Origin of the sequence: Georgenia alba, from assembly GCF_042665525.1 — a bacterium.
GTDB classification, from domain to species: domain Bacteria; phylum Actinomycetota; class Actinomycetes; order Actinomycetales; family Actinomycetaceae; genus Allobogoriella; species Allobogoriella alba.
In genome coordinates, this window is sequence record NZ_JBHTCQ010000001.1 from 604,804 (window position 1) to 627,607 (window position 22,804).

Here is a 22,804-nt window from a genome sequence, read left to right on the forward strand (position 1 = left end):
TCAATGACCTGGTGCGCACCCTCGGCTGGATCGTCGTCGCCGTCCTGTCCGTCGCCGCAGTGCTCACCCTCGACCCGGAGTGGGTCGGCGTGGTGGTTCCGGGCTGGGCAGGCCTGACCGTCACCTACCCCGTCAACCAGGTCATCGCGCTGCGTGCCCTGCTCGCGGGCGTGTTCGGCGTGATCGCCGTGATCATGCTCGTGGTCGGGCTGGTGCGGAAGCTCGGCTTCAGGGCGGGCACCCACTCGCTGGTGCTCGCCCTGGTCCTGGCCCTCGTGGGCGTCGGGCACTTCGGGTACCTCTGGATGCGCGGGATCCACAACCCTGCCGAGCTCGGACCCGACCGGGGCGTGCGACCCGCCGACACCGGCGACGGATCGGTCACCGTCCTGGCCCTCAACACCCAGGGCGGGGCGAGCAACGCCGACGACGTCGCCGCCGTGGCCGAGGAGACCGGCGCCGACGTCCTGGTGCTCACCGAGACGGTGCCCCAGCTCGCCGAGCAGATCGCCTCCTTCCTCACCGGCGACGGCGAGTCCTTCCAGGTGTTCACGGCCGGCGACGGCCAGGACGCTCAGGGCGCCACGGCGATCCTGGTCTCGGAGACCCTGGGGGAGTACGTGGGCGCCGACGGGCCCGACACCCGGCTCGGCTCGGTGCGCGCCGAGCCGGCCTCCGGCGCGGGACCGGTCTTCGTCGGGGTGCACACCGTGCCGCCGGTCGAGGACCAGCACGAGCAGTGGCTGACGGACCTGGAGACGGTCTCTGCGCTGTGCCACGACGGCGCCGACGGCCTGGTGCTGGCCGGCGACCTCAACGCCACGCTCGACCACGCGCCGCTGCAGGACCTCGGCGGCTGCGCGGACGCTGCCGTCGAGGCCGAGGTCGGCGGGGTGTCGACCTGGCCGACGTCCCTGCCCGAGCTCCTGGGCGCCCCGATCGACCACGTGCTGCTCGACAGCGCCGCGTACGAGACCACGCAGGCACGCGTGGTCGAGACGGGCGACAGCGACCACCGCGGCCTGGTGGTGCGCGTGCGGCCGCGCGAGGGCTGAGCCGGCGCGCGTCCAGACCCTCCGGGGAAGGCGCGAAAAATATGGTGCCGCAGGGCCGCGACGGTGCGACCCTCCTCGGCATGAGCGCAACGTCGCCGCAGATCCGGATCCTCGAGGTTCCGCCGCCCTCCTCGGCGGACGCCGAGCCCACGCCCGCCATCGTCGGCTGGAGCGAGATCGATGCGGAGGCGTCTCGCGAGGTCTTCGGCCATGACGACTTCACCGAGACCCCGGCCCAGTACGTCGCCCGGTTCGCCGACCAGCGGCACAGCACGAAGACCCTCCTCGTCGCGGTCCCCGAGGGCGTCACCGGCCAGCCGACCGAGCCCGGGCAGGTGCTCGGCGTCGCGCCGTTCGGCCTGCCGACCGACGACAACCTGCATCTGGCCCAGGGTGGGGTGAGCGTGCGGGCCTCGGCACGCCGGCAGGGGATCGGCACCGCCCTGTGGCGCGCGGCCGAGGAGCGCATCCGCGCGGCCGGGCGCACCACGGTCACCGAGTGGACCGCGCACGCCGCGGAGGTTCCCGACGGAGTCGAGGTGCTCGAGGCGAAGACCGGCGTCGGGAAGATCCCGGCGACCGACGCCGCGGCGCGCTTCGCGCTCCGGCACGGCTTCACCCTGGAGCAGACCGAGCGTCAGTCCACCCTGCGGCTGCCCGTCGCCCCGGAGACCGTGGCCGCCTGGCGTGCCGAGGCCCAGGGCGTCGCCGGCGCGGACTACCGGGTGGTGCAGTGGGAGAACCGGACCCCGGAGCAGTGGCTGGAGCCGATGGCCGAGCTGAACCGGCGGATGAGCACGGACGTGCCGATGGGCGGGCTGGAGTTCGAGGAGGAGGCCTGGGACGCCCAGCGCGTGCGGGACCTCGACGAGCGTGCCGCCGCACGGGGGTACCGCTACGTCCTCTCGGCGGCGGAGCACGTCCCGTCCGGCACCCTGGTCGCCTACACCCAGCTCGACGTCTCGAAGCACAAGCCCGAGGTGTCCTACCAGGAGACGACGATCGTGCACGGCGAGCACCGCGGCAAGCGGCTCGGCCTGCTGGTCAAGAGCGCGAACATCGAGCTGCTGGCCGCCACGCACCCCGCGGTGCGGCGGATCCACACGTGGAACGCGGGCGAGAACGAGCACATGCTGGCGATCAACATCCGGATGGGCTTCGAGCTCGCGGCCGTCGAGGGCGCCTGGCAGGCAAAGCTCGGCGCACCGGCGACGGCGGAGAGTACGCCGGCCGAGTCGACCGCCGTGTGAGCGGTGTCGCGGCCGACTAGACCGCCGTCCTGAGCTGGTCGGCCACCCAGCCGACCGCGAGGTCCGCGAGCGCGTCCAAGCCGTCCCGGCCGCCCGGCGGGTCGAGGACCTCCAGGCGGGAGCCCGCGGGCAGCAGGGGCAGTGCCTCCCGGGAGAGCTCGATCATCTCGGGGACCGTCGCGCCGTCGTCCCCGTGCACCAGCAGCACGGGGACCTCGACGTGCCCGAGCAGCTCGGCGGGGTCGATGAGGCTGTAGTCGGCGAGCGTCTGCCGCGAGATGATCGAGTACTCGCGGCCGGAGGTCTCGTTGTCGTCCGGGATCCGCGCGTACCCGTGGTCGTCGAGGTCGTCCAGCTGCTCCGCCGAGAAGATCTCCTCCCACGGGTAGGACATCGGCCCCGTGATCGGCCCGGTCAGGACCATGGTCGTCACGTCCCGCAGGTGCGCCTGCAGCGCGGCCAGCGTGCCGAAGTCGTGGGCGTGGACCACCTGGCGGGTGAAACCCTGCTCGCTGAGCCACGCCGAGGCCGAGCGGAGGTCCTCGATCTCCCCGGCGACGGTGACGACGTCGTCGCCGGAGGCGCCGCACCCGGAGAAGTCCAGCTGGAGGGTCCCGTGACCGGCCGTACGGTAGGCCGAGGCCAGGATGTCGAACCGCATGGACGAGTGCCGGTCGGCGAGGAAGCCGTGCGCGAAGAGCACCGCGCTGCCTGCATCCCCGGGTTCGAAGGTGCCTGCCAGCGGGACCCCGCGCGGCGTCGTGATCTCCACCTCGGCCATGGCTCCACGGTACGTGGGCCGCCGACGGCGGGACCCTCGGTTCGTGGGTGTCTCGCGATCCGGTTCACGCGGCCGGGGCGCCGTGGTGGGTGTGCAGCCAAAGCCAGGTGGCGAGGTGCCAGTCCTGGTCGTTGGCGAGCGGGTCGCCGAGGCGCATGACGCTCGCGCTCACGTGCCGATCCCTTCGTCGACCTGCCGGGCGTGCACTGGCAGGTGCGGGCCGCCAACCGAGTCGGCCGGCGGTGCGGGGCCTGCGAGGATCGAGCCCGACCGCACCACCGAGGGAAGCGACGACGATGCGACAGCAGCAGCGGCTGAACCGGATCCTGGACGCGTTGAGCGCGGACGGGCACCTGAGCATCGACGAGATCGTCGAGCGCTTCGACGTCTCCGCCGCGACGGCCCGCCGCGACCTGGGCCTGCTCGCCCAGCAGCGGCTCGTCACCCGGACGCACGGTGGAGCGGTGGCCGTGGGCAGCGCGTACGAGCTGCCCCTGCAGTACAAGATCGCGCGGAACGCGGAGGCAAAGGTTGCCATCGCGGCCCAGGCGGCCGCCCTCGTCTCGCCCGGTGACGTGGTGGGCCTGACCGGCGGCACCACGACGACCGAGGTTGCCCGGACGCTCGGTGCCGAGCCGCGGATGTCCGACGAACGCAGCCCCGGTGTCACCGTGGTCACGAACGCACTGAACATCGCCTACGAGCTGGCGATCCGCCCGCACGTGAAGCTCGTCGTCACCGGCGGCGTGGCCCGGCCGCAGACGTTCGAGCTGGTCGGCCCGATGGTCGGTGCCACGCTCGACGAGGTGGTCCTGGACTGGGCGATCGTCGGCGTGGACGGCCTGGATGCCCGCTACGGGGCCACGACGGTGGACGAGGGCGAGGCTGCGGTCAATCGGGAGCTGGTCCGGAACGCCCGGAAGGTCGTCGCGGTGGCGGACAGCTCGAAGATGGGCCGGTCCACGTTCGCCCGCATCTGCACGCTGGGGGAGATCTCGACGCTGGTGACCGAGGCACGCCCTGACGCGAAGCTCGCGAACGCCCTGGCGAGCGCCGGCGTCGAGGTGCTGGTCAGCCCGCCGGCCTGAGCCCGTGGCCACGCCGCGGGACGTCGCCCTGGCCGCCGGGGGAGGTCACGCGCCACCGGTCGTTGCGGTGCCCGCGACCAGCCGCAGCACGGAGGCTGCCTCGAGAGCCATGGCCTCGCGCCCGGCCGCGAGGTACTTCCGGGAGTCGACCAGCGCGGGGTCGGCGGCCAGCCGGTCGCGCACCGCGGTGGTGAACGTCTGGACGAGCTGGGTGGAGACGTTGATCTTGCGCATCCCGGCGCGGACGGCCTCGGCGAGACTCTGCTCCGGCACGCCGCTGGAGCCGTGGAGCACGAGCGGCACCGGGACGCTCCGGGCGAGGCGCGCGACGAGATCGACGTCGACCGCGGCCGACTTGGTGACCATGGCATGGGAGCTGCCGACCGCCACCGCGAGGGCGTGCACCCCGGTCTCGGCCACGAACGTCGCGGCCTCGTCCGGGTCGGTCCGCACCCCGGGCGCGTGCGCGCCGTCCTTACCGCCCACCTCGCCCAGCTCGGCCTCGATCAGCACCCCGGCGCGCTCCGCCTCGGAGACGATCGTCCGGGTGGCGGCGACGTTGGCGTCGTAGGGCAGCCGCGCGCCGTCGTACATCACCGACGAGAAGCCGAGATCGATCGCAGCACGGACCAGGTCCGCGTCCTCCGCGTGGTCGAGGTGGAGCGAGAGCCGGGCCGTCGACGCCTCCGCGACGGCGCGCGTGGCCGCGGCGATCGGAGCGAGGCCGCCGTGGTACCGCACGCAGTTCTGCGAGATCTGCAGCACGGCGCCGTGCCCGGTCAGCTCGGCGGCCGCGGCGATCGCCTCCGCGGACTCCAGGTGGATGACGTTCAGCGCCGCCAGGCCGGACCCCGCCTCGGCGGCGTCCGCGAGCAGCTCGCGCGTGGACACGATCATCGGAGCACCTCTCGGGTGTGTGCCCGGTGACGGCCGGCGTCCGGCCGTGTCACCGGTCCAGGATCACGGAGCGTGTCAGCGAGCGGGGCCGGTCAGCGTCCAGTCCCAGCCGCCGGGACCGCTCCAGGGCCACGCGCTGGGCCAGCACCAGGTCGGCCAGTGGGTCGGTGCCCGGGTGCTCGAGGAAGTCAGCACCGGTGCGCCGCACCTCCTCGCCCAGGCCGTCGGGGGTGGGCCCGAACGACCAGGTGGCCCTGCCGGGGGCGGCGACAGCGATCGGACCGTGCCGGTAGTCCATCGCGGGGTAGGACTCGGTCCACGACTGGGAGGCCTCACGGTTCTTCAGGGCGGCCTCGTGCGCGAGACCGACCGTCCAGCCGGTCCCCAGGAAGGTCAGCTGGGTCGCCGTCACGGCCGCCTCGGGGAGCGGGCCGTCCAGGACGCCGGCGCAGTCGTCGATCGCGGCGGAGACGTCCAGGCCCAGGCTCGCCCGGAGGAGCGTCAGGGCCGCGGTGGCGAACCGGGTCTGGACCACGGACTCCTCGTCCGCGAAGTCCAGCGCGACGACGTCGTCGACCTGCTCGGCGAGCGGCGTTGCGGGGTCGGCCACGATCCCGACGGTCCTCGTGCCGGGCCTGCGACGCGCGATCGCGTCGATGACCTCCGTCGTCGTGCCCGACCGCGAGAGCGCCACGATCACGTCGTAGTCCCGGCGCAGCGGCGCCTCGGAGGCGACCCATGCGTCCGTCTCACCGGCGCCGACCGCCTCGCGGAGCACGGCGTAGGACTGCGCCATGAACCATGACGTCCCGCAGCCGATGACGGCCACCCGTTGACCGGTGACGGGGAGTGGCGCGTGACCGGCCAGCTGGGCGGAGCGCCGCCAGGCGCTGGGCTGGCTACGGAGCTCGGCCTCCATGAGCGCGCCGGCCGCGCCGTTCTGCGGTGAGGTCATGGGTTCCACCTTCCCAAAGACTGCGGGGCTGCGCCGCGCAAGTGGCGCGTTGGTGAGCAGAATGAGCGTATATCGATCATGACCGCGCGCGAGCGGTGGATCGCTCGCGCCGGTGCCCGCCTGACCCCGGCTGCGGCTGGGCCCGCCTTGCCGGCGCGGCCGGAAGATCTTGGCCGAGGAGGCGTCGTGAGGAATGCCGGCCTACGGGAGGGCTGACGGACGCCGATAGGCTCGTGGACCCGGCCTGTCGACCGCCGGCCGGGTCCACGGCGTCCGCCGTCGTGAACGTGCCCAGACCGAAACCAGCCCGACGCAGCGAGGTCTCCGTGCCCATCCCCACCTACCTCACCGACTACAGCCCTGGCCGTGGGGCTCTTCCGGCCCGGTCCCGTCTGGCGAGCGATGCCCCGTCGCTCGACCTGACCGGTACGTGGGACTTCCGCCTGCACCCGGTCGCCGACCCCGGGATGCTGCCGCACGAGGACGACGGCGCGGCTCCCTGGGACACCATCGACGTCCCCGCGCACTGGGTGCTGCGGGGCGACGGCCGGTACGGCCGGCCCATCTACACGAACGTCGTCTACCCGTTCCCGGTGGACCCGCCCTTCGTGCCGGACGAGAACCCGACCGGCGACTACCGCCGCACCTTCACCCTCGACGAGCCCTGGCAGCAGGCCGAGCGCATCCTGCTGCGGTTCGACGGCGTGGAGTCGACCTACCAGGTGTGGCTCAACGGCACGGAGGTCGGCGTCGGGAAGGGCAGCCGGCTGGTCCACGAGTTCGACGTCACCGACCACGTCCGGACGGGCGAGAACCAGCTGGCCGTCCGGGTCCACCAGTGGTCGGACGCCTCCTACCTGGAGGACCAGGACCAGTGGTGGCTGCCCGGGATCTTCCGTGAGGTGACCCTCCTCGCCCGGCCCACCGGCGGCGTCGAGGACGTCTGGCTGCAGGCCGGGTACGACCACACCACCGGGACGGGTTCGCTCGCCGTCGAGCTGCGGGCCGACCCCGCCGCCGCCTACCCGGTTCGTCTCGAGATCCCCGAGCTGGGCGTCACCGCCCGCTGGGACCGGCCCGAGGACGTGGCCGAGCTCGACGCCGGCAGCGTGGAGCCGTGGAGCGCCGAGGTGCCCCGCCGGTACGAGGCAGTCCTGACCGCGCAGGGCGAGGAGATCCGCCTGCAGGTCGGGTTCCGCACGGTGCGGATCATGGGCGAGACGTTCGAGGTCAACGGCCGACAGGTCATCTTCCGCGGCGTCAACCGGCACGAGATCGAGGCCGAGCGCGGCCGGGTCTTCGATCCGGCGCACGCCCGCGAGGACCTGGCCCTGATGAAACGGCACAACGTCAACGCCATCCGCACCTCGCACTACCCGCCCCACCCCGGGGTGCTGGACCTGGCGGACGAGCTCGGCTTCTGGGTCATCGACGAGTGCGACCTGGAGACCCACGGTTTCTACCGGGCGGGCTGGCGCTCGCACCCGGCGGACGCGCCCGCGGACGACTCGCGCTGGCGGGAGGCGCACCTGGACCGCATCGCCCGCACCGTCGAGCGGGACAAGAACCACCCCTCGATCATCATGTGGTCGCTCGGCAACGAGACCGGCAGCGGCCGGAACATGGCGGCGATGTCGGCCTGGGTGCACCGCCGCGACCCGGGCCGGCCCGTGCACTACGAGGGCGACTACGAGGGTGAGTACACCGACGTCTACTCCCGCATGTACCCCTCCCTCGAGGCGCTCGACGCGATCGGGGGCGAGTCCGGCCAGATCGCCTACTGCGACGCCGCACAGGCCGAGCGCCTGCGCCGCAGGCCGTTCCTCATGTGCGAGTACATCCACGCCATGGGCAACGGGCCGGGCGCCATCGCCGAGTACGACGAGAAGATCCGCGCCTACCCGCGGATCCACGGCGGCTTCGTATGGGAGTGGCGCGACCACGGCCTGCTGACCCACACCGACGACGGCGTGCCCTACTACGGCTACGGCGGCGACTTCGGCGAGGTGGTGCACGACGGGAACTTCGTCACCGACGGGCTGATCCTGTCCGACGGCACCCCCTCGCCGGGGCTGCTCGAGTTCGCCGCCGTCGTGGCACCCGTGACGGCACATCTCGACCCGACCACCGGATCCGTGACGGTCGTCAACGACCGACACACCATTGACACCGCGGACCTGGTGTTCCGCTGGCGCCTCGAGGTCGACGGCGAGCCGGCGGGCTCCGGCACGATCGACGTCCCGCCGGTCGCGGCCGGGGCGACGGCGGAGGTGCCGGCCCCGAAGGAGCTCACCCGGGCACTCACGCGGCTGCCGAAGAAGGCGCAGGCCGGCAGCGAGATCTGGGTGACGTTGACCGCGGAGCTCGGCGCCGAGACCCCGTGGGCTCCGGCCGGCCACGTCCTGGCGACCCGCCAGTGCGACCTGAGCACCTCGACGCTCGCCGGCCGGTCCGCCACCACGGTCATCGGCCCGGCGGCCCCCGCCACCGGTACCGCGGCGCCGCTGCCGACCGCGACCGACGTCGCCGTCGGCCCGGGCACCATCGACCTGCGTACCGGTCGGCTGACCCGGCTGTGGGACCTGCCCACGGCCGGGCCCACCCCCGAGCTGTGGCGCGCCCCCACCGACAACGACCGTGGCGGCGGCTCGGGCATGTACGAGGAGGCGGGCGGCGCCATCGCCGAGCGCTGGGCCGCCCGCGGCCTGGACCGGCTGGTCCACCGGCTGGTGAGCGTGGAGACAGGGGAGGACCGCGTGGTCACCCGCCTGCGCAGCGCCCCTGCCACCGAGGCGTTCGGCATCGAGACGACCCTCACCTACCTGGCCGGGGAGGTGGACGACATCGGTGACTCGGACGAGCTGATCCTGCGCGTCGACGTCGCGGCCGTCGGCCGGTTTGAGGGCAGCTGGCCGCGGGTCGGCGTGCGGTTCGACCTGCCGCCAGAGCTGGAGACCGCACGCTGGTTCGGCCCGGGGCCGGACGAGGCCTACCCGGACTCCGCGGCGGCCGCCGCCGTCGCGGTGCACGAGCGTGCCGTCGACGACCTCGGCGTCCAGTACGCCAAGCCGCAGGAGACCGGCCACCGGCCGGACGTGAGGTGGCTCGAGCTGACCGGGCCGGGCGGGGCAGGGTTGCACGTCCTGTCCTACCCCGAGCCCGGCCGTCCCGGCTTCACGGCCTCCCGCCACACCGCGCAGGAGCTCGGCCGGGCCGGGCACGCGCACGAGCTGCCGCCCAGCGAGCACGTGTACCTCTACCTCGACGCCGGTCAGCACGGCCTGGGCACCGGCTCCTGCGGACCCGGCGCGCTGCCGCAGCACCACCTCGTGCCCGGTGCCTACGGCTTCACCGTGCGGCTGCGCCCGATCGCGGCGGGTGGCCGATGAAGGTCGGGGTCGTCGGGTACGGGCTGCGCGGCGGGCTCGCGAAGCACGCCCACCACCCCGCGGAGGGCACGGCCATCACGATCGTGTGCGACACCTCCGAACGGGGCCGGTCGGACGCACGGGCCGCCTTCCCGGACGCCGTCCTCACCGCGGACCTGGACGAGCTGCTCGCCGCCGAGCCGGACGCGGTCCTGGTGCTGACGCCCGACCACACGCACCACGCCGTCGCGTCCCGGACCCTCGCGGCGGGCATCCCGACGTTCGTGGAGAAGCCGCTCGCCACCACGGTCGAGGATGCCACCGCGCTGCTGGAGGTCGCCCACGAGAACCGGGCACGGCTGTACGTGGGGCACAACATGCGGCACATGCCCGTGGTGACCCAGATGCGGGACCTGGTCCGCGCCGGCCGGATCGGCGAGGTCAAGGCCGTGTGGTGCCGCCACTTCGTGGGCCACGGCGGCGACTTCTACTTCAAGGACTGGCACGCCGACCGCCGGAACAGCACCGGGCTGCTGCTGCAGAAGGCGGCCCACGACATCGACGTCATCCACTGGCTCGCGGGCGGCTACACCCGGCGCGTGGCGGCGATGGGCGGGCTGCAGGTCTACGGCGGCATCACCGACCGGCGCGAGCGGCCCGGCGAACGGATGACGGACTGGTACAGCCTGGACAACTGGCCCCCGGCGAGTCAGACCGGCCTCAACCCGGTGGTCGACGTCGAGGACCTCTCGATGGTGCACATGGCCCTCGACGACGACGTCTTCGCCTCCTACGAGCAGTGCCACTTCACCCCGGACTACTGGCGCAACTACACCGTGATCGGCACCGCAGGCCGGATCGAGAACCTCGGCGACGGGCCCGGCGGTCGCATCCAGGTCTGGGACCGCCGGCACGCGGGGTGGGCCGAGCCCGACGAGGTCGTCCCGATCGAACAGGCTGCGGGCGGGCACGGCGGGGCGGACCCGCGCCTCATCGCCGAGTTCCTGCGGTTCGCCCGCGAGGGCGGGGAGACCGACACCTCCCCGGTGGCGGCCTGGCAGTCAGTGGCCACCGGCGTGCTGGCGACCCGGTCGCTGCGCGACGGCGGCTCCGCCGTCGACGTGCCGCGTCTCGCGCCGGACGTCGAGGCCTACTTCGCCGCCGGCCAGCCGCGCGGCGCCTGAGGCGGCATGCGCCACCGGCGCGGACTGGGCCCGGCGGCCGTGGCCGTCGGCCGTCGGCGCCGCCGAGGTTCCTCCTCGACCACCTCACGCCTGGCCCGGACGGCACGCTGACGACCTTCCCCTCCACGTCCCCGTGAACAGCTCGACAGCGAGCGCTGACCTGGTAGGAGACGCCCGGCCCGCGTCCTGGAGCATCCCGCCGCGGGGAGTTCTCACCCTGGCTCCGCGACCTCCCGGCCGCAATACTGCCCAGCATGACGAACCCCGACGCGGGCTGGTACCCGGACCACCACGACCGAACGCTGCTGCGGTGGTGGGACGGGAACGGCTGGACCGCCCACACGCAGCCGACGCCCCCGGCACCCGGGAGCCGGCGCGAGGCCGCCGCGCCGCCAGCGCCGCCCGCGCCGCCAGCTCCCGCCGGCGCGCCCGCACCTGCTCAGGCGGCACCGCCTGCTCCCGCGGCAGCGCAAGCCCCGGCCGCTGTTGCCCAGGCCTCATCCGGCGAAGGACCGCCGCTGTACACCGCGCCCGAGGTAGTCGTCGTCCAGCAGGACCGGGTCGTCGGGGTGGACCCCGAGGCGGGCCGGTACCTGCTGTACGACCCCGCCGGCACCTACCTCGGCATGTTCAAGGAACCCCGGACCACCGGTCAGAACGTCTTCTCCTTCGTGAACCCGCTGGAGACCTGGCGCACCCGCCACTTCGAGCTCACCGACGCCGCCGGGCGCGTCATCCTGCACGCTGCTCACCCGCAGGGTGTCACGACCCCGCTCAAGCCGTCGTTCGAGGTGCGCTGGGGGAACGGCGCGCCGGTCGGGACGGTCGAGAAGGAGAACGCCTCGGTCATCGCGACCCCCACGCTGCGCTTCGTCTTCACGGCCGGCGGCCACCGGGTCGGACACTTCGAGAACGTCGCCGGGGACCACCGGTCCATGACGTTCGCGTGCTGGGACGGCGCCGGGAACCAGGTTGCCGACTTCGTCAAGCAGACCTCGGTGACCGAGCAGATGGCGACGCTCTTCACCGGCGGCGACACCTATGTCCTGCGCCGCCCCCGGCCGATCCCCGAGCCGCTCGGCAGCCTGGTGCTCCTCTCCGCTTGCCTCATCGACACCGCCTACTTCGACGCGCACCCGGGCCAGGCGATCCGGCTGAGGTGGTGACCGACGGCGGGGGAGTGAGAAGCGTCCGTCCGGTCAGGCCTCGCCGTTCGCGACCGCCAGCATCTGGTCCACCTGATCCGCCGTCACACCCGACCCCGGCAGGTCGGGCAGGCGACCGACCGGCATGGACGAGATCAGCCGCACCATCTCCCCGCTGAGCAGGTCCGACGCACGTGACTCGACCAGCCGTCCGGCGACCGGGTGCGCGAGCATCTCGGCCACCGAGGACTGCCGGGTCAGGGGCGGCGGCTGTTCCTCGCCGGGGACGTCCACGGTCACGGTGCACCGGACGTCCCGGCTGGAGGCCCCGACGTCGACCCGGTAGGCACCGCCCTCGACCATCCAGCGGCCGTGGCGGACGCTCCAGTACGCGAGATCGGCCCGCGGCACGGCCAGCTCGACCACCCGCGACCCACCCGGTTCCAGGTCCACGACGGCGAAGGCCGCGAGCGCCCGCGGCGGCCGGGGCACCTCGGAGTCCTCCTTCCCCAGGTAGCACTGCACGACCTCCCGGCCCGCCCGTGCACCGGTGTTGGTGACCCGGACCCGCACCCGGATCCCGCCGGCACCGTCGTCGTCCGCCGCGAGGTCGGCGTGCTCGAAGCTCGTGTAGGACAGGCCGTGCCCGAACGGGAACTGCACCGGCATGTCCCGCCCGTCGTACCACCGGTAGCCGACGAAGATGCCCTCGCCGTAGGTGACGTGCAGGTCGCCACCCGGGAAGCTCAGGTGCGCAGGCGTGTCCTCGAGCCGCAGCGGCACCGTCTCGGTCAGCCGGCCGGAGGGGTTGACGCGGCCGTACAGCACGTCCGCCGTGGCGCCGCCGCCCGCCTGGCCGAGGAGCCAGCCCTCGACGATGGCGGGGACCCGGTCGGCGAACCGCGCGAGCCGCACCACCGACCCGTTGGACAGCACGACGATGACGCGCGGGTTGGCCTCGAGCACGCGGTCCAGCAGGTCCAGCTGGACCGCCGGCAGGTCGATGTGCGGGCGGTCCCGGCCCTCCGCCTCGGACCAGTCCGGCAGGCCGGCGAAGAACAGCACGACCTCGGCGTCGCGGGCGGCCGCGACGGCCTCCGCCGCGAGGCCCTCGTCGGTGGACGCGTCCTCCTCGAGCGTGTAGCCGGGTGCGAAGGCCACCTCGCCCGCGGCGTCGTCACGGATGGCGGCGAGCGCGTCGTCGAGGCGGGTCGGGACGATCTGGGAGGAGCCCGCGCCCTGGTACCGCGGCGTCCGGGCCAGCTCCCCGACGACGGCGACCCGGGTCTGCGGGGCGAGGGGGAGCAGGCCGTCGTCGTTCTTGAGCAGCACGACGGCGCGGCCCGCCGCCTCGCGCGCCAGCGCGTGGTGGGCGTCCGGGTCGGCCTGCGGTGCCGGCGTCGCGGCCCGGGCGTGGCAGTCGTGCACCAGCCGGACCAGTCGGGTCACGCACGCGTCGACGTCGGACTCGGTGAGCCGGCCGTCCCGGACCGCGGCCAGGAGCCCCCGGTCCCGATCCTCACCGCTGTGCGGCATCTCCAGGTCCAGGCCCGCGCGCACGCCGGCGATGCGGTCGTCCACCGCACCCCAGTCGGACATGACCAGGCCGTCGAAGCCCCACTCCTCGCGCAGGATGTCGGTCAGCAGCCGCCGGTCCTCGCCCACGTAGGTGCCGTTGACGCGGTTGTAGGAGGACATGACGGTCGTCGGCGCGGCCTGCTGGACCACCCGCTGGAACGGCTTGAGGTAGATCTCCCGCAGCGTGCGCTCGTCGATGTCGGCGGAGATCCGCTTGCGCTCAGTCTCCTGGTTGTTCGCCGCGTAGTGCTTCAGCGACGTGCCGGCCCCGCCGGACTGGATGCCGCGGACCATGGCGGTGCCGATCTCGCCGGCCACCAGCGGGTCCTCCGAGACGTACTCGAAGTTCCGCCCGCACAGCGGGCTGCGCTTGATGTTGACGCCCGGGCCGAGCACCACGTCGACGCCGAGCGCACGGGCCTCCGCGGCGATCGCGGCGCCGACCCGCTCGACGAGGCTCAGGTCGAACGTGGCGCCGAGTGCCACGGCCGGCGGGAAGCACGTCGCGGGCTCTGCGCCGCCGATGGCACCGGAGTCCGCGGGCACCTTCCGCACCCCGTGCGGCCCGTCGGCGACGGTGATCGACTCCAGTCCGGGCGCAGGCGTCGTGGTCCAGAACGTCTCGCCGGACAGGAGCGAGACCTTCTCCTCGAGGGTCAGGGCGGCGACGATCTGCTGGGCATCCGTGTTCGCGTCCATGGGGTGATCCTCGCTGATCGTCCGTCCGCGGCGCGGGATTCGGGGCCCCGGCGCTCCGCGCGTGCCACGCCCGCATACGCTGGTCCGGTGATCGACCTCAAGACCCCCAGCGAGATCGAGGCCATGCGGCCTGCCGGCGTGTTCGTCTCCGAGGTGCTCACGGCGCTGAAGCAGCACGCCGCCGTCGGGGTGAACCTCTTGGAGCTCGACGAGCTCGCGCACGGGATGATCCGGGAGCGGGGCGCCACGTCCTGCTACATCGACTACCACCCGTCCTTCGGTGCCAGCCCCTTCGGGCACGTGTTGTGCACCTCGGTCAACGATGCCGTGCTGCACGGTCTGCCGCACGACTACACCCTGCGCGACGGCGACCTGCTGTCGGTGGACTTCGCGGCCTCCGTGGACGGCTGGGTCTCCGACTCGGCGCTGAGCGTGGTCGTCGGCACGCCTCGCGAGGAGGACCTGAGGGTCATCGAGGCGACCGAGAGGGCGCTCGAGGCGGCGATCGGCGCGGCGGTCACGGGCAACCGCCTCGGCGACATCTCGGCCGCGATCGGGGCGGTCGCCGCCGACTACGGCTACGGGGTCAACACCCAGTTCGGCGGGCACGGCGTCGGGCGCGAGATGCACGGCGCCCCGCACGTGCCGAACGCGGGCCGGGCCGGCCGCGGCCTGCCCCTCCGCCCGGGCCTGGTGGTCGCGCTGGAGCCGTGGTTCATGACCGGCACGGACGAGATCTACACCGACGACGACGGCTGGACCCTGCGCAGCCAGGACGGCTCGCGCGGCGCGCACTCCGAGCACACCGTCGCGGTCACCGAGGACGGGCCCGTGGTGCTGACCGCCCGCGCCTGAGCGGTGCATCCGCGCCAGGTCAGCTGGAGCCCGCGCTGACCTCCGGCAGCCGCCAGGCCATCACCACGCCGGCCAGCCCCAGGGCCGCGAGCAGTGCCAGTGCCGCCTCCGGACCCCACACCGCCAGTCCACCGGTGACGGCGCCGGCGGCGAGCAGCAGGCCACCCATCGCCGAGTTGGCGACCGCGACGTACGCGGTGCGCGTGTCGCCCTCGGCCATGTCCACCACGTACGTCTTGCGGCCCACGCGGGCGCCGGTGTGTGCCAGCGCGAGGAGGAGGAACGCCAGCGGGTGCAGCAGCCGCCAGCCGGCGACGCCGGGCAGGCTGGCCAGCAGCAGGAGCGCGAGGATGACGCCGGACGATGCCGCCGCCATCGCCGCCATGAGCGTCCGGCTCGAGCGGTCCGCCCACCGTCCGAACATCCGGCCGCCGACGAGACTGGCGAGGCCGGAGGCGATGACGAAGGCGCCGAGGTCGCTGAGACCGCCGCCGTGCTCCGTCGCGAGCGCGACGACGAACGGCGGGCTGAGCGCCGAGACGAGCAGCAGCCCACGGACGGTGACGAAGCGCCGGAAGGCGACGTCGTCCCGCAGCAGCCGCACCACCTGGGACGCCCAGCGGGAGGCCGGGACGTCCTCCGGGTCGACCCGCGGCTCACGGACCGTGGCGTAGACGGCTGCGGCGCCGACCCAGGCGACGGCGCCGCCGCCGAGCAGGACGGCGAGGTGCGTGGCGTCGTCGCCCCCGAGGACGCGGACCGCGACGCCCACCGTGACGGCGGCGAGACCGGCGAGCACGGTCGCCAGGCCCGTGACCTGACCCCGCTGGCCGGCCGGGATGGTGCGCCCGAGGACGTCCTTGCCGGCCAGTGAGGTGAGCGAGCGGCTCACCGAGAACACCGCGAGCGCCAGCAGCACGGCGACGCCGGCGACCATGCCGGAGGCCAGCGCGGTCGCCGTCGCCATCGCGGCCACCGCGACCGCCTGGCCGGCGGCACCGAGCAGCCACACCCCGCGGCGCCGCGGCCGGCGGCGCACCCACGGCAGCGCCAGGGCCTGCGGAAGCAGCGACCCCGCCTCGCGGACCGGGACCAGCAGCCCCAACAGTGCCGCGGGCACACCGAGCGTGGAGAAGACCCACGGCAGGACCGTCTTGGGGTTGACCACCTGGTCGCCGGTGGCCTGCAGCGCCTCGGCCGCGATCTGTCGCAGCCCGTTGCCGGGGATCGCGCGACGCGCCTGCGGCGTCAGCTCGGTGTCGGCGTCATCTCCGCGGACCAGCCGCGTGTAGAGCCCGGAGGCGGTCATGACAGTGTTGTATCCGCCCGCGCCGGGTCCCGCACCGTGGCCGGGCGCTCGGGGGGCGCGCTCAGGGCTCGGTCAGCGCGGTGGTGAGGATGAAGGCGGCGGAGACGACGGCGATCCCCACCGACATGGTGGTCACGACCGCGAGCATCGCGCCGCCGGGCAGCACCGGCCGGTCCGGGTCGTCGGTGCCGCTCGCGTACAGCTCGTCGTTCAGCCGCCGGAACCGGACGGTGCCGGCTTGCAGCAGCACGACGCCGCCGAGGAGCGCCAGGAGCGGAAGTGCCAGGCCGAGCACCACGCTGCTGGCGCCGAGGTAGCGGGCGGCGATGACGGTGCCGGTGGTCACCGCGAGCACGGTGCGCCGCCAGGCCAGCTCGGTGCGCTCGGGCTGCAGCCCGGCGTCCCAGGGGCGCATCATCGGCGTCTCACGACGGGCCGACCAGCAGCGCCACGCCGATGAGGACGGCGACGATGACGACGCCGATCGTGGCGGGCAGCGCGGACAGTGGTGAGGGCAGCGGCTCGTGGTTGCGCAGGGCCCGCTCGGTGCGCACCCAGCCGAACCAGGCCTGCAGGACCAGGGCCAGTCCGGTGGCCACGAGGATCAGTGAGGCGGCGAGGCGTAGCGTCGGGTGCAGCGGCGTGGCGAGGGCCTCCAGGGCGACCGCGGCGGCGATGAAGGCCAGCGCGGTGCGGATCCAGGCGAGGAAGGTCCGCTCGTTCGCCAGCGAGAAGCGGACGTCCGGTTCCTTGCCGGTGCCGTACACGCTGCGCGGGAGCCGGCTGCCGCTCACCGATGCCTCCTCATGCGGTGCTCCCCTCGGCCGCGGTCTCGCCGTCGGCCGGATCCGGGTCCGCGACGACCCGGAAGCCGGTGTTGCCCGAGGACGAGTCGCCGGTGTTCCGCGTCCGGGCCGCCACCCGGTAGCGGTTGCAGTACGACGCGTGGCACAGGTACGACCCGCCCCGGATGACCCAGACGTCGTGGGCGGTCGCGTCCCACGGCGAGGACGTCCATTCCCACACGTTGCCGGCCACGTTGTACAGGCCGTACCCGTTCGCCGGGTAGGACTTCGCGGGCGCGGTGCCGACGTGCCCGTCCGCAGCGGTGTTCACGTCCGGGAAGACGCCCTGCCAGATGTTGCACATGTGCTTTCCGCCGGGCTCCAGCTCGTCCCCCCACGGGAACCGCGCGCGCTGCAGCCCGCCGCGTGCCGCGTACTCCCACTCGGCCTCGGAGGGCAGCCGCGTGCCGGACCACGCGCAGTAGGCAAGCGCGTCCTCGCGGGAGACGTGCACCACGGGGTGGTCGCGCCGGTTCCACAGGGAGGAACGAGGGCCGTCGGGGTGCCGCCAGCTCGCCCCGTCGACCGCCAGCCACCACGGCGTCCCGCCAGCGGTGCCCCGGACGCCGGCGGGGTCGACGTCGGCGGTGAAGAGGTGGAAGACGTAGCTCCAGCCGAACTCCTCCGCCTGTGTGCGGTACCCGGTGGCCTTGACGAACCGGTCGAAGTCGGCATTGGTGACCGTCGTCGGGGCGACCCGGAACGGTGCGACCGTCACGGGCCGGACCGGCCCTTCGCCGTCGCCCGGGACCACGTCAGCGTCCTCGCTGCCCATGTCGAAGGTGCCCCCGGGAAGCTCGACCATCCGCGCCCGGGCACGCCGGGCGGCCGCCCCGCTGCGCTCCGGGAGCGGGCGGGGTGACGGCGCGGCCAGGCGCAGCGGGGCGCGGCCGTCGGTCGGGTCGGTCGGGTCAGGCATGACGTCCTCTGCGTGCGTGGGAGCCACCCGTCACGATAGTGGTCGGAAGAGGCGGCGGTCGGCGATGATCGCTACGCTCGCCTGCACGCACTCCAACCGCACGGAGGTTCCACGCATGGGCAAGATGTCATTCTTCGTCGGCGCCGGCATCGGGTACATCCTCGGTGCGCGCGCCGGGCGTGAGCGCTACGAGGCGATCAAGCGCGGGGGCGCCAAGGTCTGGGAGAACCCCAAGGTCCAGTCGGGAGTGCAGAAGGTCGAGGCCAAGGTCGGGGACGTCGCCCGCGAGCGTGGCAGCGTCGTGACCGACAAGGTGGCGTCGGCCGTGAAGTCCAAGCTGCGGGGCGGCCAGACCCAGCCGCCGACCCCGCCGCAGCCGCAGCCCTGACCGGGCAGACCGACCCGGCCGGCGCGAGCGCACGCCCGAGCCGGGAGCAGGTCCGCCGCTGGCGCCGTCACCTCGCCGACGAGCGCGCGGAGGGCGCCGTCTACCGGCACCTGGCCGCGCGCCGCGAGGGCGAGGAGCGCGAGATCCTGCTCGGGCTGGCCGACGCCGAGCGGCGGCACGAGCAGCACTGGCGGGACCTGCTCGGCGACCACGCCGGCCAGCCCGGCAAGGGAGCGCTGCGCACCCGCTTCCTCGGCTGGCTGGCCCGGACCTTCGGCGGCGTCTTCGTCCTGGCGCTGGCGCAGCGCGCGGAGAGCCGCTCCGCGTATGACGCCGACGTCGACGCCACCGACGCCATGGCGGCGGACGAGCGGATTCACGGCGAGGTGGTCCGGGCGCTTGCCGCGCGCGGCCGAGCCCGGATGTCCGGCACGTTCCGGGCCGCGGTGTTCGGCGCGAACGACGGGCTGGTCTCGAACCTGGCGCTCGTCCTGGGAGTGGGGGCCACCGGCGTCGGGAGCGGCACCGTCCTGGTTGCGGGCGTGGCGGGCCTGCTCGCCGGTGCCCTGTCGATGGGTGCCGGGGAGTACGTCTCGGTGCGCTCGCAGCGGGAGCTGCTCGCCGCGTCGGTGCCGAACGAGCACGCCCAGGACCGGCTGCCGGCGCTGGATGTCGACGCGAACGAGCTCGCGCTCGTCTACCGGGCCCGCGGCATGGACGCCGCCGAGGCCGAGGAGCACGCGGCCGCCGTCATCAGCCAGGTGAAGGCGGGCCAGCGGGTTCCCGCGCCCGACGTCGAGCGGTCCTACGAGGAGATCGGCAGCGGCTGGTCCGCCGCGCTGTCCAGCTTCTGCTTCTTCGCCTCCGGTGCGCTCGTGCCGATCCTGCCGTGGGTGCTCGGGATGACCGGCACCGGTGCCGTGCTGACCGCCGCCGGCATGGTCGGCGTCGCGCTGCTGTGCACCGGTGCCGTCGTCGGGGTGCTCTCGGGTGCCTCGGCGTTGCGCCGGGCGCTGCGCCAGCTCCTCATCGGGTACGGCGCCGCCGCCGTCACCTACGTCCTCGGGCTCGTCTTCGGCACCACGGTGGTGTGAGGCTCGGCGCCGGTCAGCCGCTGAGCATCGCGGCGGCGAACTGGTCGGCGAGTTCCATCAGCCGGGCATCGTCGAGGCTCTCGACCTCTCCGGGCGCGCTGGATCCGGCCGGGGACCCGTTGACCGTGAGGACGACCCCGCCGCGCGTGATGGCGCACAGTCCGGCGCCGAGCGAGTTGTCCACGCAGACGCCCGACCCGACCTCCCGCGGGTTGTCCCGGTACCCGATCACGTCTTCGACGTCGCTCGAGGGGCGGTACAGATCGACGAACTCGCTCTCCGTGGGGGAGTTGTACACGAGGCCGACGACCTCCTCGATGTCGGAGCCCACAGGAGGCTCGGCGAAGGGGTTCTGGTAGTTGGGGTCCCGCTCGAACTCGCCGACCGTGTCCGGGATGACCGGTTCGACCGCCTCCTCCGGCGGGACGTAGTTCGGGTCGGTCCCGAGCACCTGGACCACCACGACGGTCGCGATCACCGCGGCGACGACGACGGTGCCGAGTACCACGGCGATGATCCAGCGGGGCGTCCCCCGTCGCGGGGCGGCTGACTGCGGGAACGGTTGCTGGAACTGGTTGGGTGGGCCCGGCTGGTTGGGTGGGCCGCCCCACGACTGCTGTGTCATGTGTCTCTCCGGTGTCGGGTTCGTGTGTCAGTCAGCTGAGGAAGGCCTCGGCGACGGTGTGGGCGAGGTTCGCCTGGCCCTCCTCGCTCCGGAAGTCACCGGTCGTCACCGAGTACCCGATGGCCGTCAGGACCCGGCCGTCCGCGGCCACGGCGCAGATCGGGAACTCGTCACGCATCGAGGAGTCGGCGCAGCGGGCCCCGGCGACGTCACGGGGGTTGGCGCGGTGTGCCATGACTGCCTCGACGTCCTCCGTGGGGCCGTAGACACTGACGTAGGCGATCTCCTCGGCGGAGACGTACCGGAGATGTACGACGTGCTCGACGTCCGTGCCCGGTGGCGGTCCCGGCCCGAACGGGGTGTCGTAGTGCTCGTCGATCTCCAGCTCGCCGATCGTCTCGGGCACCTGCTGCCCGGCGATCTCGACGGTCGCCGTCTCCCACGGGCGCAGCACGAGCAGCGCCACCGCCACCGCGATCACGACGGCGAGCACTCCGGCCGCAGCGCCGATGACCCAACCCGGCGTGCTGCGCCGCCGAGCCGGCCGCGTCGGTGGGGGTGGGTACGGCGGCACCGCCGCGTGCGGCGTGCCTTGAACGGGCCCACCCGGGCCTTGAACGGGCCCACCCGGGCCTTGAATCGGCCCACCCGGGCCCCACTGCTGTCCCATGTCCCCCCTGGTCGCGTCCGCGGTCAGCCGAGCATGGCCGCCGCGAACTCCTCGGTGATCTCCATGAGGCGCGCGTCGTCCGTGAGCCACTCGCCGGTGGCCTCGTCCATCAGTGCCGCGGTCAGCACCACCCCACCGCGGTTGACGGCACAGATCCTCGTCCCGTCGCCCGGATCCGTCATGCACTGGCCGGACCCGACAGCGGTGGCCTCGCCCTGGTACTGGGTGTAGTCGCCGATGTCGTCCGTCGGGCCCCAGAGATGGACGAACACCGACTGCTCGGAGGTCACGTAGTAGAAGACGCCGCCCCACGCCAGATCCGGGAAAGGCGAGACGTCCGCGTAGTAGTTGCTGCTGTCCTGCTCGTTCAGCTCGAACTCGCCCACGGTGTGCGGCACCGTCGGTTCCACGGCGTCGATCCCGCCGTCGGAATCGGAGCCCGGGCGTACGAGGAGGACGACGACCGCGAGCACCACGACCACCGCGACGACGCTGATCACGGTCGCAATGATCCATCGCGGCGTCCCGCGCCGCGGCGCGGGCATACCGGGAGGACCGGCCTGCCCGTACGGCGGCCGTCCGACCTGCTGCTGTGGTGCCGGCCCCTGCCCCCAGGACGGCTGTCCCATCTTCCCCCCGCTACGTCAAGGACGTACCGCAGCACTGTAACGGAGGCGCGGAGGCGTGCAAGGTCCCTGCGGGTTGCGAGTTCGCGGAACCTGTCCACGCGGTCGTGATCCGTCGTACCGTGGTGTCACGAGCGGGAGGAGGACACGATGGACCCTGAGCTGGTCGAGCTCCTCGGGCGCGTGCTCCTCATCGGGGTCGGCGCCCTGGCCGTCATCGGCCTGCTCGGTGTCGCGGCCACCTGGTATCTGGTGCGGCGGATCCGCCGCTCGCGACGCCTGCGCCGTGGTCTGGACCGTGGACGGCTGACTGTGCGAAGCGTCGCCGCCGACGATGTCGGGCGTCAGGTCGCGCGCCTGCGGCTGCAGGTGCAGCGCTCGTCGGCCGCCACCGAGCGCGCCCTGGCCGCGGCCGAGCTCCGTGCCGCCCCGGTCGGCGCCGTGGTCCCGGTGGTCGAGGGGCTGCGACAGGCCGGCGAGCAGCTCGACCGCGAGCTGGCCCTCGCCGAGTCCGAGCCCGACGCGGAGTTGCGCAGCATGTGGGCCGGGCTGCTGGCCGACAAGGTCACGGAGCACCAGCGTGTCTCCGCCGCCCTGCGCCGGTCGCTCGTGGACGCGGCGGCGAGCGCGGCGCCCGACCAGCTCGGACGAGCCGCGGACCACGCGCTCATCGAGGTCGAGGCGCTCACCACCTGGAGCCGCACCTACCGGACCGGCCCGTTCCGTCCCGGCCAGGCAGCCTGAGGCCGGACGTGTCGACCGTCCGCCGGATCGGCCGGCTCATCCGATCGAAGCGAGCCAGCCGGCAGCAGCCCGAGAGCCCGATGGAGGCACTTCAGCAGGCACACGCCCAACGGCTGGACCGGCTCGACGGCGCACGCCGCGCCGTCGCCGATCTCGCTGCGAGCCGCCGCCGCGTCGAGGTCCTCGCCGAACGCACACGCGCCGAGATCGCCCACCTCGACCAGCAGGCCGAGGCGGCGGTCGCCGCCGGCGACGAGGTGGCCGCGCGGGAGCACCTGCGGCGCTCGGTGATCGCAGCCGGCCGGCTCGAGGACCTCGCAGCCCAGCACCATCGGCTGACCGAGCAGGTACGGGGGCTGGAGTCCGACCTGAACAGGCTCGAGCACCAGGCCGAGGACTCCTACCTGCGCGCCCAGTCGCTTCGCGCTGACCACGACGCCGCCCGGGCGGCTCTCGCGCGGCGCGAGGACGCCGTAGCGGCCGGCCGGCTCGAGGCGAGCGGCTTGGAGCGCGACGCGGCGGACCGGATCCGGCGGCTCCAGGCCGAGGCCGAGGCCTACGAGGAGATCGCGGGGACCGACCCGGGTTCGGAGCCGGTCCGGGCCGCGTTCGACGAACTCGGCACGGACGAGGACGTCAACCTCCGCCTCGAGGCGATGCGCCGCAGGATCGACCCGCCGCGACACTGAGCGGACGGCGGAAAGAGCGACGACAGTCCGTCTCGGTTCG

General features: G+C 73.6%; 22 protein-coding genes. 11 read left to right on the plus strand and 11 right to left on the minus strand.

Annotated elements, in window-relative coordinates:
- Positions 1-11: 11 nt before the first annotated feature.
- Positions 12-1,055, plus strand: coding sequence for an endonuclease/exonuclease/phosphatase family protein (locus ACFQQL_RS02910; RefSeq protein ID WP_382391072.1), 1,044 nt, complete (start codon positions 12-14; stop codon positions 1,053-1,055).
- An 80-nt stretch (positions 1,056-1,135) separates the two neighbouring features.
- Complete coding sequence (locus ACFQQL_RS02915) at positions 1,136-2,305, plus strand: GNAT family N-acetyltransferase (protein WP_382391074.1); 1,170 nt, start codon at positions 1,136-1,138, stop codon at positions 2,303-2,305.
- Between the two features lie 16 nt (positions 2,306-2,321).
- Here the strand turns inward: ACFQQL_RS02915 and ACFQQL_RS02920 are convergent, their stop codons facing one another.
- Positions 2,322-3,086, minus strand: coding sequence for an alpha/beta hydrolase family protein (locus tag ACFQQL_RS02920; protein WP_382391076.1), 765 nt, complete (start codon positions 3,084-3,086; stop codon positions 2,322-2,324).
- Positions 3,087-3,382: 296 nt separating this feature from the next.
- Here ACFQQL_RS02920 and ACFQQL_RS02925 point away from each other — a divergent pair, with 296 nt between their 5' ends.
- Positions 3,383-4,174: a DeoR/GlpR family DNA-binding transcription regulator gene (locus ACFQQL_RS02925; RefSeq protein WP_382391078.1), complete on the plus strand. Its 792-nt coding sequence runs from the start codon at positions 3,383-3,385 to the stop codon at positions 4,172-4,174.
- A gap of 45 nt (positions 4,175-4,219) precedes the next feature.
- On the opposite strand, the gene ACFQQL_RS02930 is transcribed toward ACFQQL_RS02925, so the two are convergent.
- Both ACFQQL_RS02930 and ACFQQL_RS02935 read right to left on the minus strand, forming a co-directional pair.
- Complete coding sequence (locus ACFQQL_RS02930) at positions 4,220-5,071, minus strand: class II fructose-bisphosphate aldolase (RefSeq protein ID WP_382391080.1); 852 nt, start codon at positions 5,069-5,071, stop codon at positions 4,220-4,222.
- Between the two features lie 49 nt (positions 5,072-5,120).
- Positions 5,121-6,026, minus strand: coding sequence for an SIS domain-containing protein (locus tag ACFQQL_RS02935; RefSeq protein WP_382391082.1), 906 nt, complete (start codon positions 6,024-6,026; stop codon positions 5,121-5,123).
- 326 nt (positions 6,027-6,352) lie between these two features.
- On the opposite strand from ACFQQL_RS02935, the gene ACFQQL_RS02940 reads away from it, so the two are divergent.
- The 3 genes from ACFQQL_RS02940 to ACFQQL_RS02950 all read left to right on the plus strand — a co-directional run bounded on the left by ACFQQL_RS02940 (position 6,353) and on the right by ACFQQL_RS02950 (position 11,744).
- Positions 6,353-9,415 carry a glycoside hydrolase family 2 TIM barrel-domain containing protein gene (locus tag ACFQQL_RS02940; RefSeq protein ID WP_382391084.1) on the plus strand — a complete coding sequence of 1,021 codons (3,063 nt, stop codon included), beginning with the start codon at positions 6,353-6,355 and terminating at the stop codon, positions 9,413-9,415.
- A complete protein-coding gene (locus ACFQQL_RS02945; protein WP_382391086.1) occupies positions 9,412-10,578 on the plus strand; it encodes a Gfo/Idh/MocA family protein in 1,167 nt (388 codons plus the stop codon). Before ACFQQL_RS02940 ends, ACFQQL_RS02945 begins: the two co-directional genes overlap by 4 nt.
- 254 nt (positions 10,579-10,832) lie before the next feature.
- On the plus strand, positions 10,833-11,744 hold the full coding sequence (locus ACFQQL_RS02950) for an LURP-one-related family protein (RefSeq protein WP_382391088.1): 912 nt from the start codon (positions 10,833-10,835) through the stop codon (positions 11,742-11,744).
- A gap of 33 nt (positions 11,745-11,777) precedes the next feature.
- Here ACFQQL_RS02950 and ACFQQL_RS02955 read toward each other — a convergent pair whose 3' ends face one another.
- Positions 11,778-14,000 carry a glycoside hydrolase family 3 C-terminal domain-containing protein gene (locus ACFQQL_RS02955; protein WP_382391090.1) on the minus strand — a complete coding sequence of 741 codons (2,223 nt, stop codon included), beginning with the start codon at positions 13,998-14,000 and terminating at the stop codon, positions 11,778-11,780.
- Positions 14,001-14,087: 87 nt separating this feature from the next.
- On the opposite strand from ACFQQL_RS02955, the gene map reads away from it, so the two are divergent.
- Entirely contained in the window at positions 14,088-14,855 is a 768-nt protein-coding gene (gene map, locus ACFQQL_RS02960) for a type I methionyl aminopeptidase (RefSeq protein ID WP_382391092.1), read from the plus strand.
- A gap of 19 nt (positions 14,856-14,874) precedes the next feature.
- Here the strand turns inward: map and ACFQQL_RS02965 are convergent, their stop codons facing one another.
- From ACFQQL_RS02965 to ACFQQL_RS02980, 4 genes are all read right to left on the minus strand, one after another.
- Entirely contained in the window at positions 14,875-16,164 is a 1,290-nt protein-coding gene (locus tag ACFQQL_RS02965) for an MFS transporter (RefSeq protein WP_382391094.1), read from the minus strand.
- A gap of 61 nt (positions 16,165-16,225) precedes the next feature.
- Positions 16,226-16,579 (minus strand): DUF202 domain-containing protein, encoded by a 354-nt coding sequence (locus tag ACFQQL_RS02970; RefSeq protein ID WP_382391096.1) that lies wholly within the window; start codon positions 16,577-16,579, stop codon positions 16,226-16,228.
- A 10-nt stretch (positions 16,580-16,589) separates the two neighbouring features.
- Complete coding sequence (locus ACFQQL_RS02975; RefSeq protein ID WP_382391098.1) at positions 16,590-16,958, minus strand: YidH family protein; 369 nt, start codon at positions 16,956-16,958, stop codon at positions 16,590-16,592.
- A 10-nt stretch (positions 16,959-16,968) separates the two neighbouring features.
- Complete coding sequence (locus tag ACFQQL_RS02980; protein WP_382391100.1) at positions 16,969-17,928, minus strand: formylglycine-generating enzyme family protein; 960 nt, start codon at positions 17,926-17,928, stop codon at positions 16,969-16,971.
- Between the two features lie 115 nt (positions 17,929-18,043).
- Between ACFQQL_RS02980 and ACFQQL_RS02985 the strand changes: the two genes are divergently transcribed.
- Positions 18,044-18,316, plus strand: coding sequence for a hypothetical protein (locus ACFQQL_RS02985; RefSeq protein ID WP_382391102.1), 273 nt, complete (start codon positions 18,044-18,046; stop codon positions 18,314-18,316).
- Positions 18,313-19,410, plus strand: coding sequence for a VIT1/CCC1 transporter family protein (locus ACFQQL_RS02990; RefSeq protein ID WP_382393764.1), 1,098 nt, complete (start codon positions 18,313-18,315; stop codon positions 19,408-19,410). Before ACFQQL_RS02985 ends, ACFQQL_RS02990 begins: the two co-directional genes overlap by 4 nt.
- A gap of 13 nt (positions 19,411-19,423) precedes the next feature.
- On the opposite strand, the gene ACFQQL_RS02995 is transcribed toward ACFQQL_RS02990, so the two are convergent.
- From ACFQQL_RS02995 to ACFQQL_RS03005, 3 genes are all read right to left on the minus strand, one after another.
- The gene (locus ACFQQL_RS02995) at positions 19,424-20,035 is read right to left on the minus strand and encodes a hypothetical protein (protein WP_382391104.1); all 612 of its coding nucleotides are present in this window, start codon (positions 20,033-20,035) and stop codon (positions 19,424-19,426) included.
- Between the two features lie 31 nt (positions 20,036-20,066).
- Entirely contained in the window at positions 20,067-20,528 is a 462-nt protein-coding gene (locus ACFQQL_RS03000) for a hypothetical protein (protein WP_382391106.1), read from the minus strand.
- 200 nt (positions 20,529-20,728) lie between these two features.
- Complete coding sequence (locus ACFQQL_RS03005; RefSeq protein WP_382391108.1) at positions 20,729-21,205, minus strand: hypothetical protein; 477 nt, start codon at positions 21,203-21,205, stop codon at positions 20,729-20,731.
- A gap of 276 nt (positions 21,206-21,481) precedes the next feature.
- Here ACFQQL_RS03005 and ACFQQL_RS03010 point away from each other — a divergent pair, with 276 nt between their 5' ends.
- A complete protein-coding gene (locus tag ACFQQL_RS03010; RefSeq protein ID WP_382391110.1) occupies positions 21,482-22,075 on the plus strand; it encodes a hypothetical protein in 594 nt (197 codons plus the stop codon).
- Positions 22,076-22,083: 8 nt separating this feature from the next.
- Positions 22,084-22,764 (plus strand): PspA/IM30 family protein, encoded by a 681-nt coding sequence (locus ACFQQL_RS03015; protein ID WP_382391112.1) that lies wholly within the window; start codon positions 22,084-22,086, stop codon positions 22,762-22,764.
- Positions 22,765-22,804: the final 40 nt, after the last annotated feature.

Excerpts from the sequence above, each read along its gene's own strand:
- ACFQQL_RS02915 (WP_382391074.1), top strand. The coding sequence starts at position 1,136 with ATGAGCGCAACGTCGCCGCAGATCCGGATCCTCGAGGTTCCGCCGCCC.
- ACFQQL_RS02920 (WP_382391076.1), bottom strand. The coding sequence starts at position 3,086 with ATGGCCGAGGTGGAGATCACGACGCCGCGCGGGGTCCCGCTGGCAGGC.
- ACFQQL_RS02925 (WP_382391078.1), top strand. The coding sequence starts at position 3,383 with ATGCGACAGCAGCAGCGGCTGAACCGGATCCTGGACGCGTTGAGCGCG.
- ACFQQL_RS02930 (WP_382391080.1), bottom strand. The coding sequence starts at position 5,071 with ATGATCGTGTCCACGCGCGAGCTGCTCGCGGACGCCGCCGAGGCGGGG.
- ACFQQL_RS02935 (WP_382391082.1), bottom strand. The coding sequence starts at position 6,026 with ATGACCTCACCGCAGAACGGCGCGGCCGGCGCGCTCATGGAGGCCGAG.
- ACFQQL_RS02945 (WP_382391086.1), top strand. The coding sequence starts at position 9,412 with ATGAAGGTCGGGGTCGTCGGGTACGGGCTGCGCGGCGGGCTCGCGAAG.
- ACFQQL_RS02950 (WP_382391088.1), top strand. The coding sequence starts at position 10,833 with ATGACGAACCCCGACGCGGGCTGGTACCCGGACCACCACGACCGAACG.
- ACFQQL_RS02955 (WP_382391090.1), bottom strand. The coding sequence starts at position 14,000 with ATGGACGCGAACACGGATGCCCAGCAGATCGTCGCCGCCCTGACCCTC.
- ACFQQL_RS02965 (WP_382391094.1), bottom strand. The coding sequence starts at position 16,164 with ATGACCGCCTCCGGGCTCTACACGCGGCTGGTCCGCGGAGATGACGCC.
- ACFQQL_RS02970 (WP_382391096.1), bottom strand. The coding sequence starts at position 16,579 with ATGCGCCCCTGGGACGCCGGGCTGCAGCCCGAGCGCACCGAGCTGGCC.
- ACFQQL_RS02980 (WP_382391100.1), bottom strand. The coding sequence starts at position 17,928 with ATGCCTGACCCGACCGACCCGACCGACGGCCGCGCCCCGCTGCGCCTG.
- ACFQQL_RS02985 (WP_382391102.1), top strand. The coding sequence starts at position 18,044 with ATGGGCAAGATGTCATTCTTCGTCGGCGCCGGCATCGGGTACATCCTC.
- ACFQQL_RS02995 (WP_382391104.1), bottom strand. The coding sequence starts at position 20,035 with ATGACACAGCAGTCGTGGGGCGGCCCACCCAACCAGCCGGGCCCACCC.
- ACFQQL_RS03010 (WP_382391110.1), top strand. The coding sequence starts at position 21,482 with ATGGACCCTGAGCTGGTCGAGCTCCTCGGGCGCGTGCTCCTCATCGGG.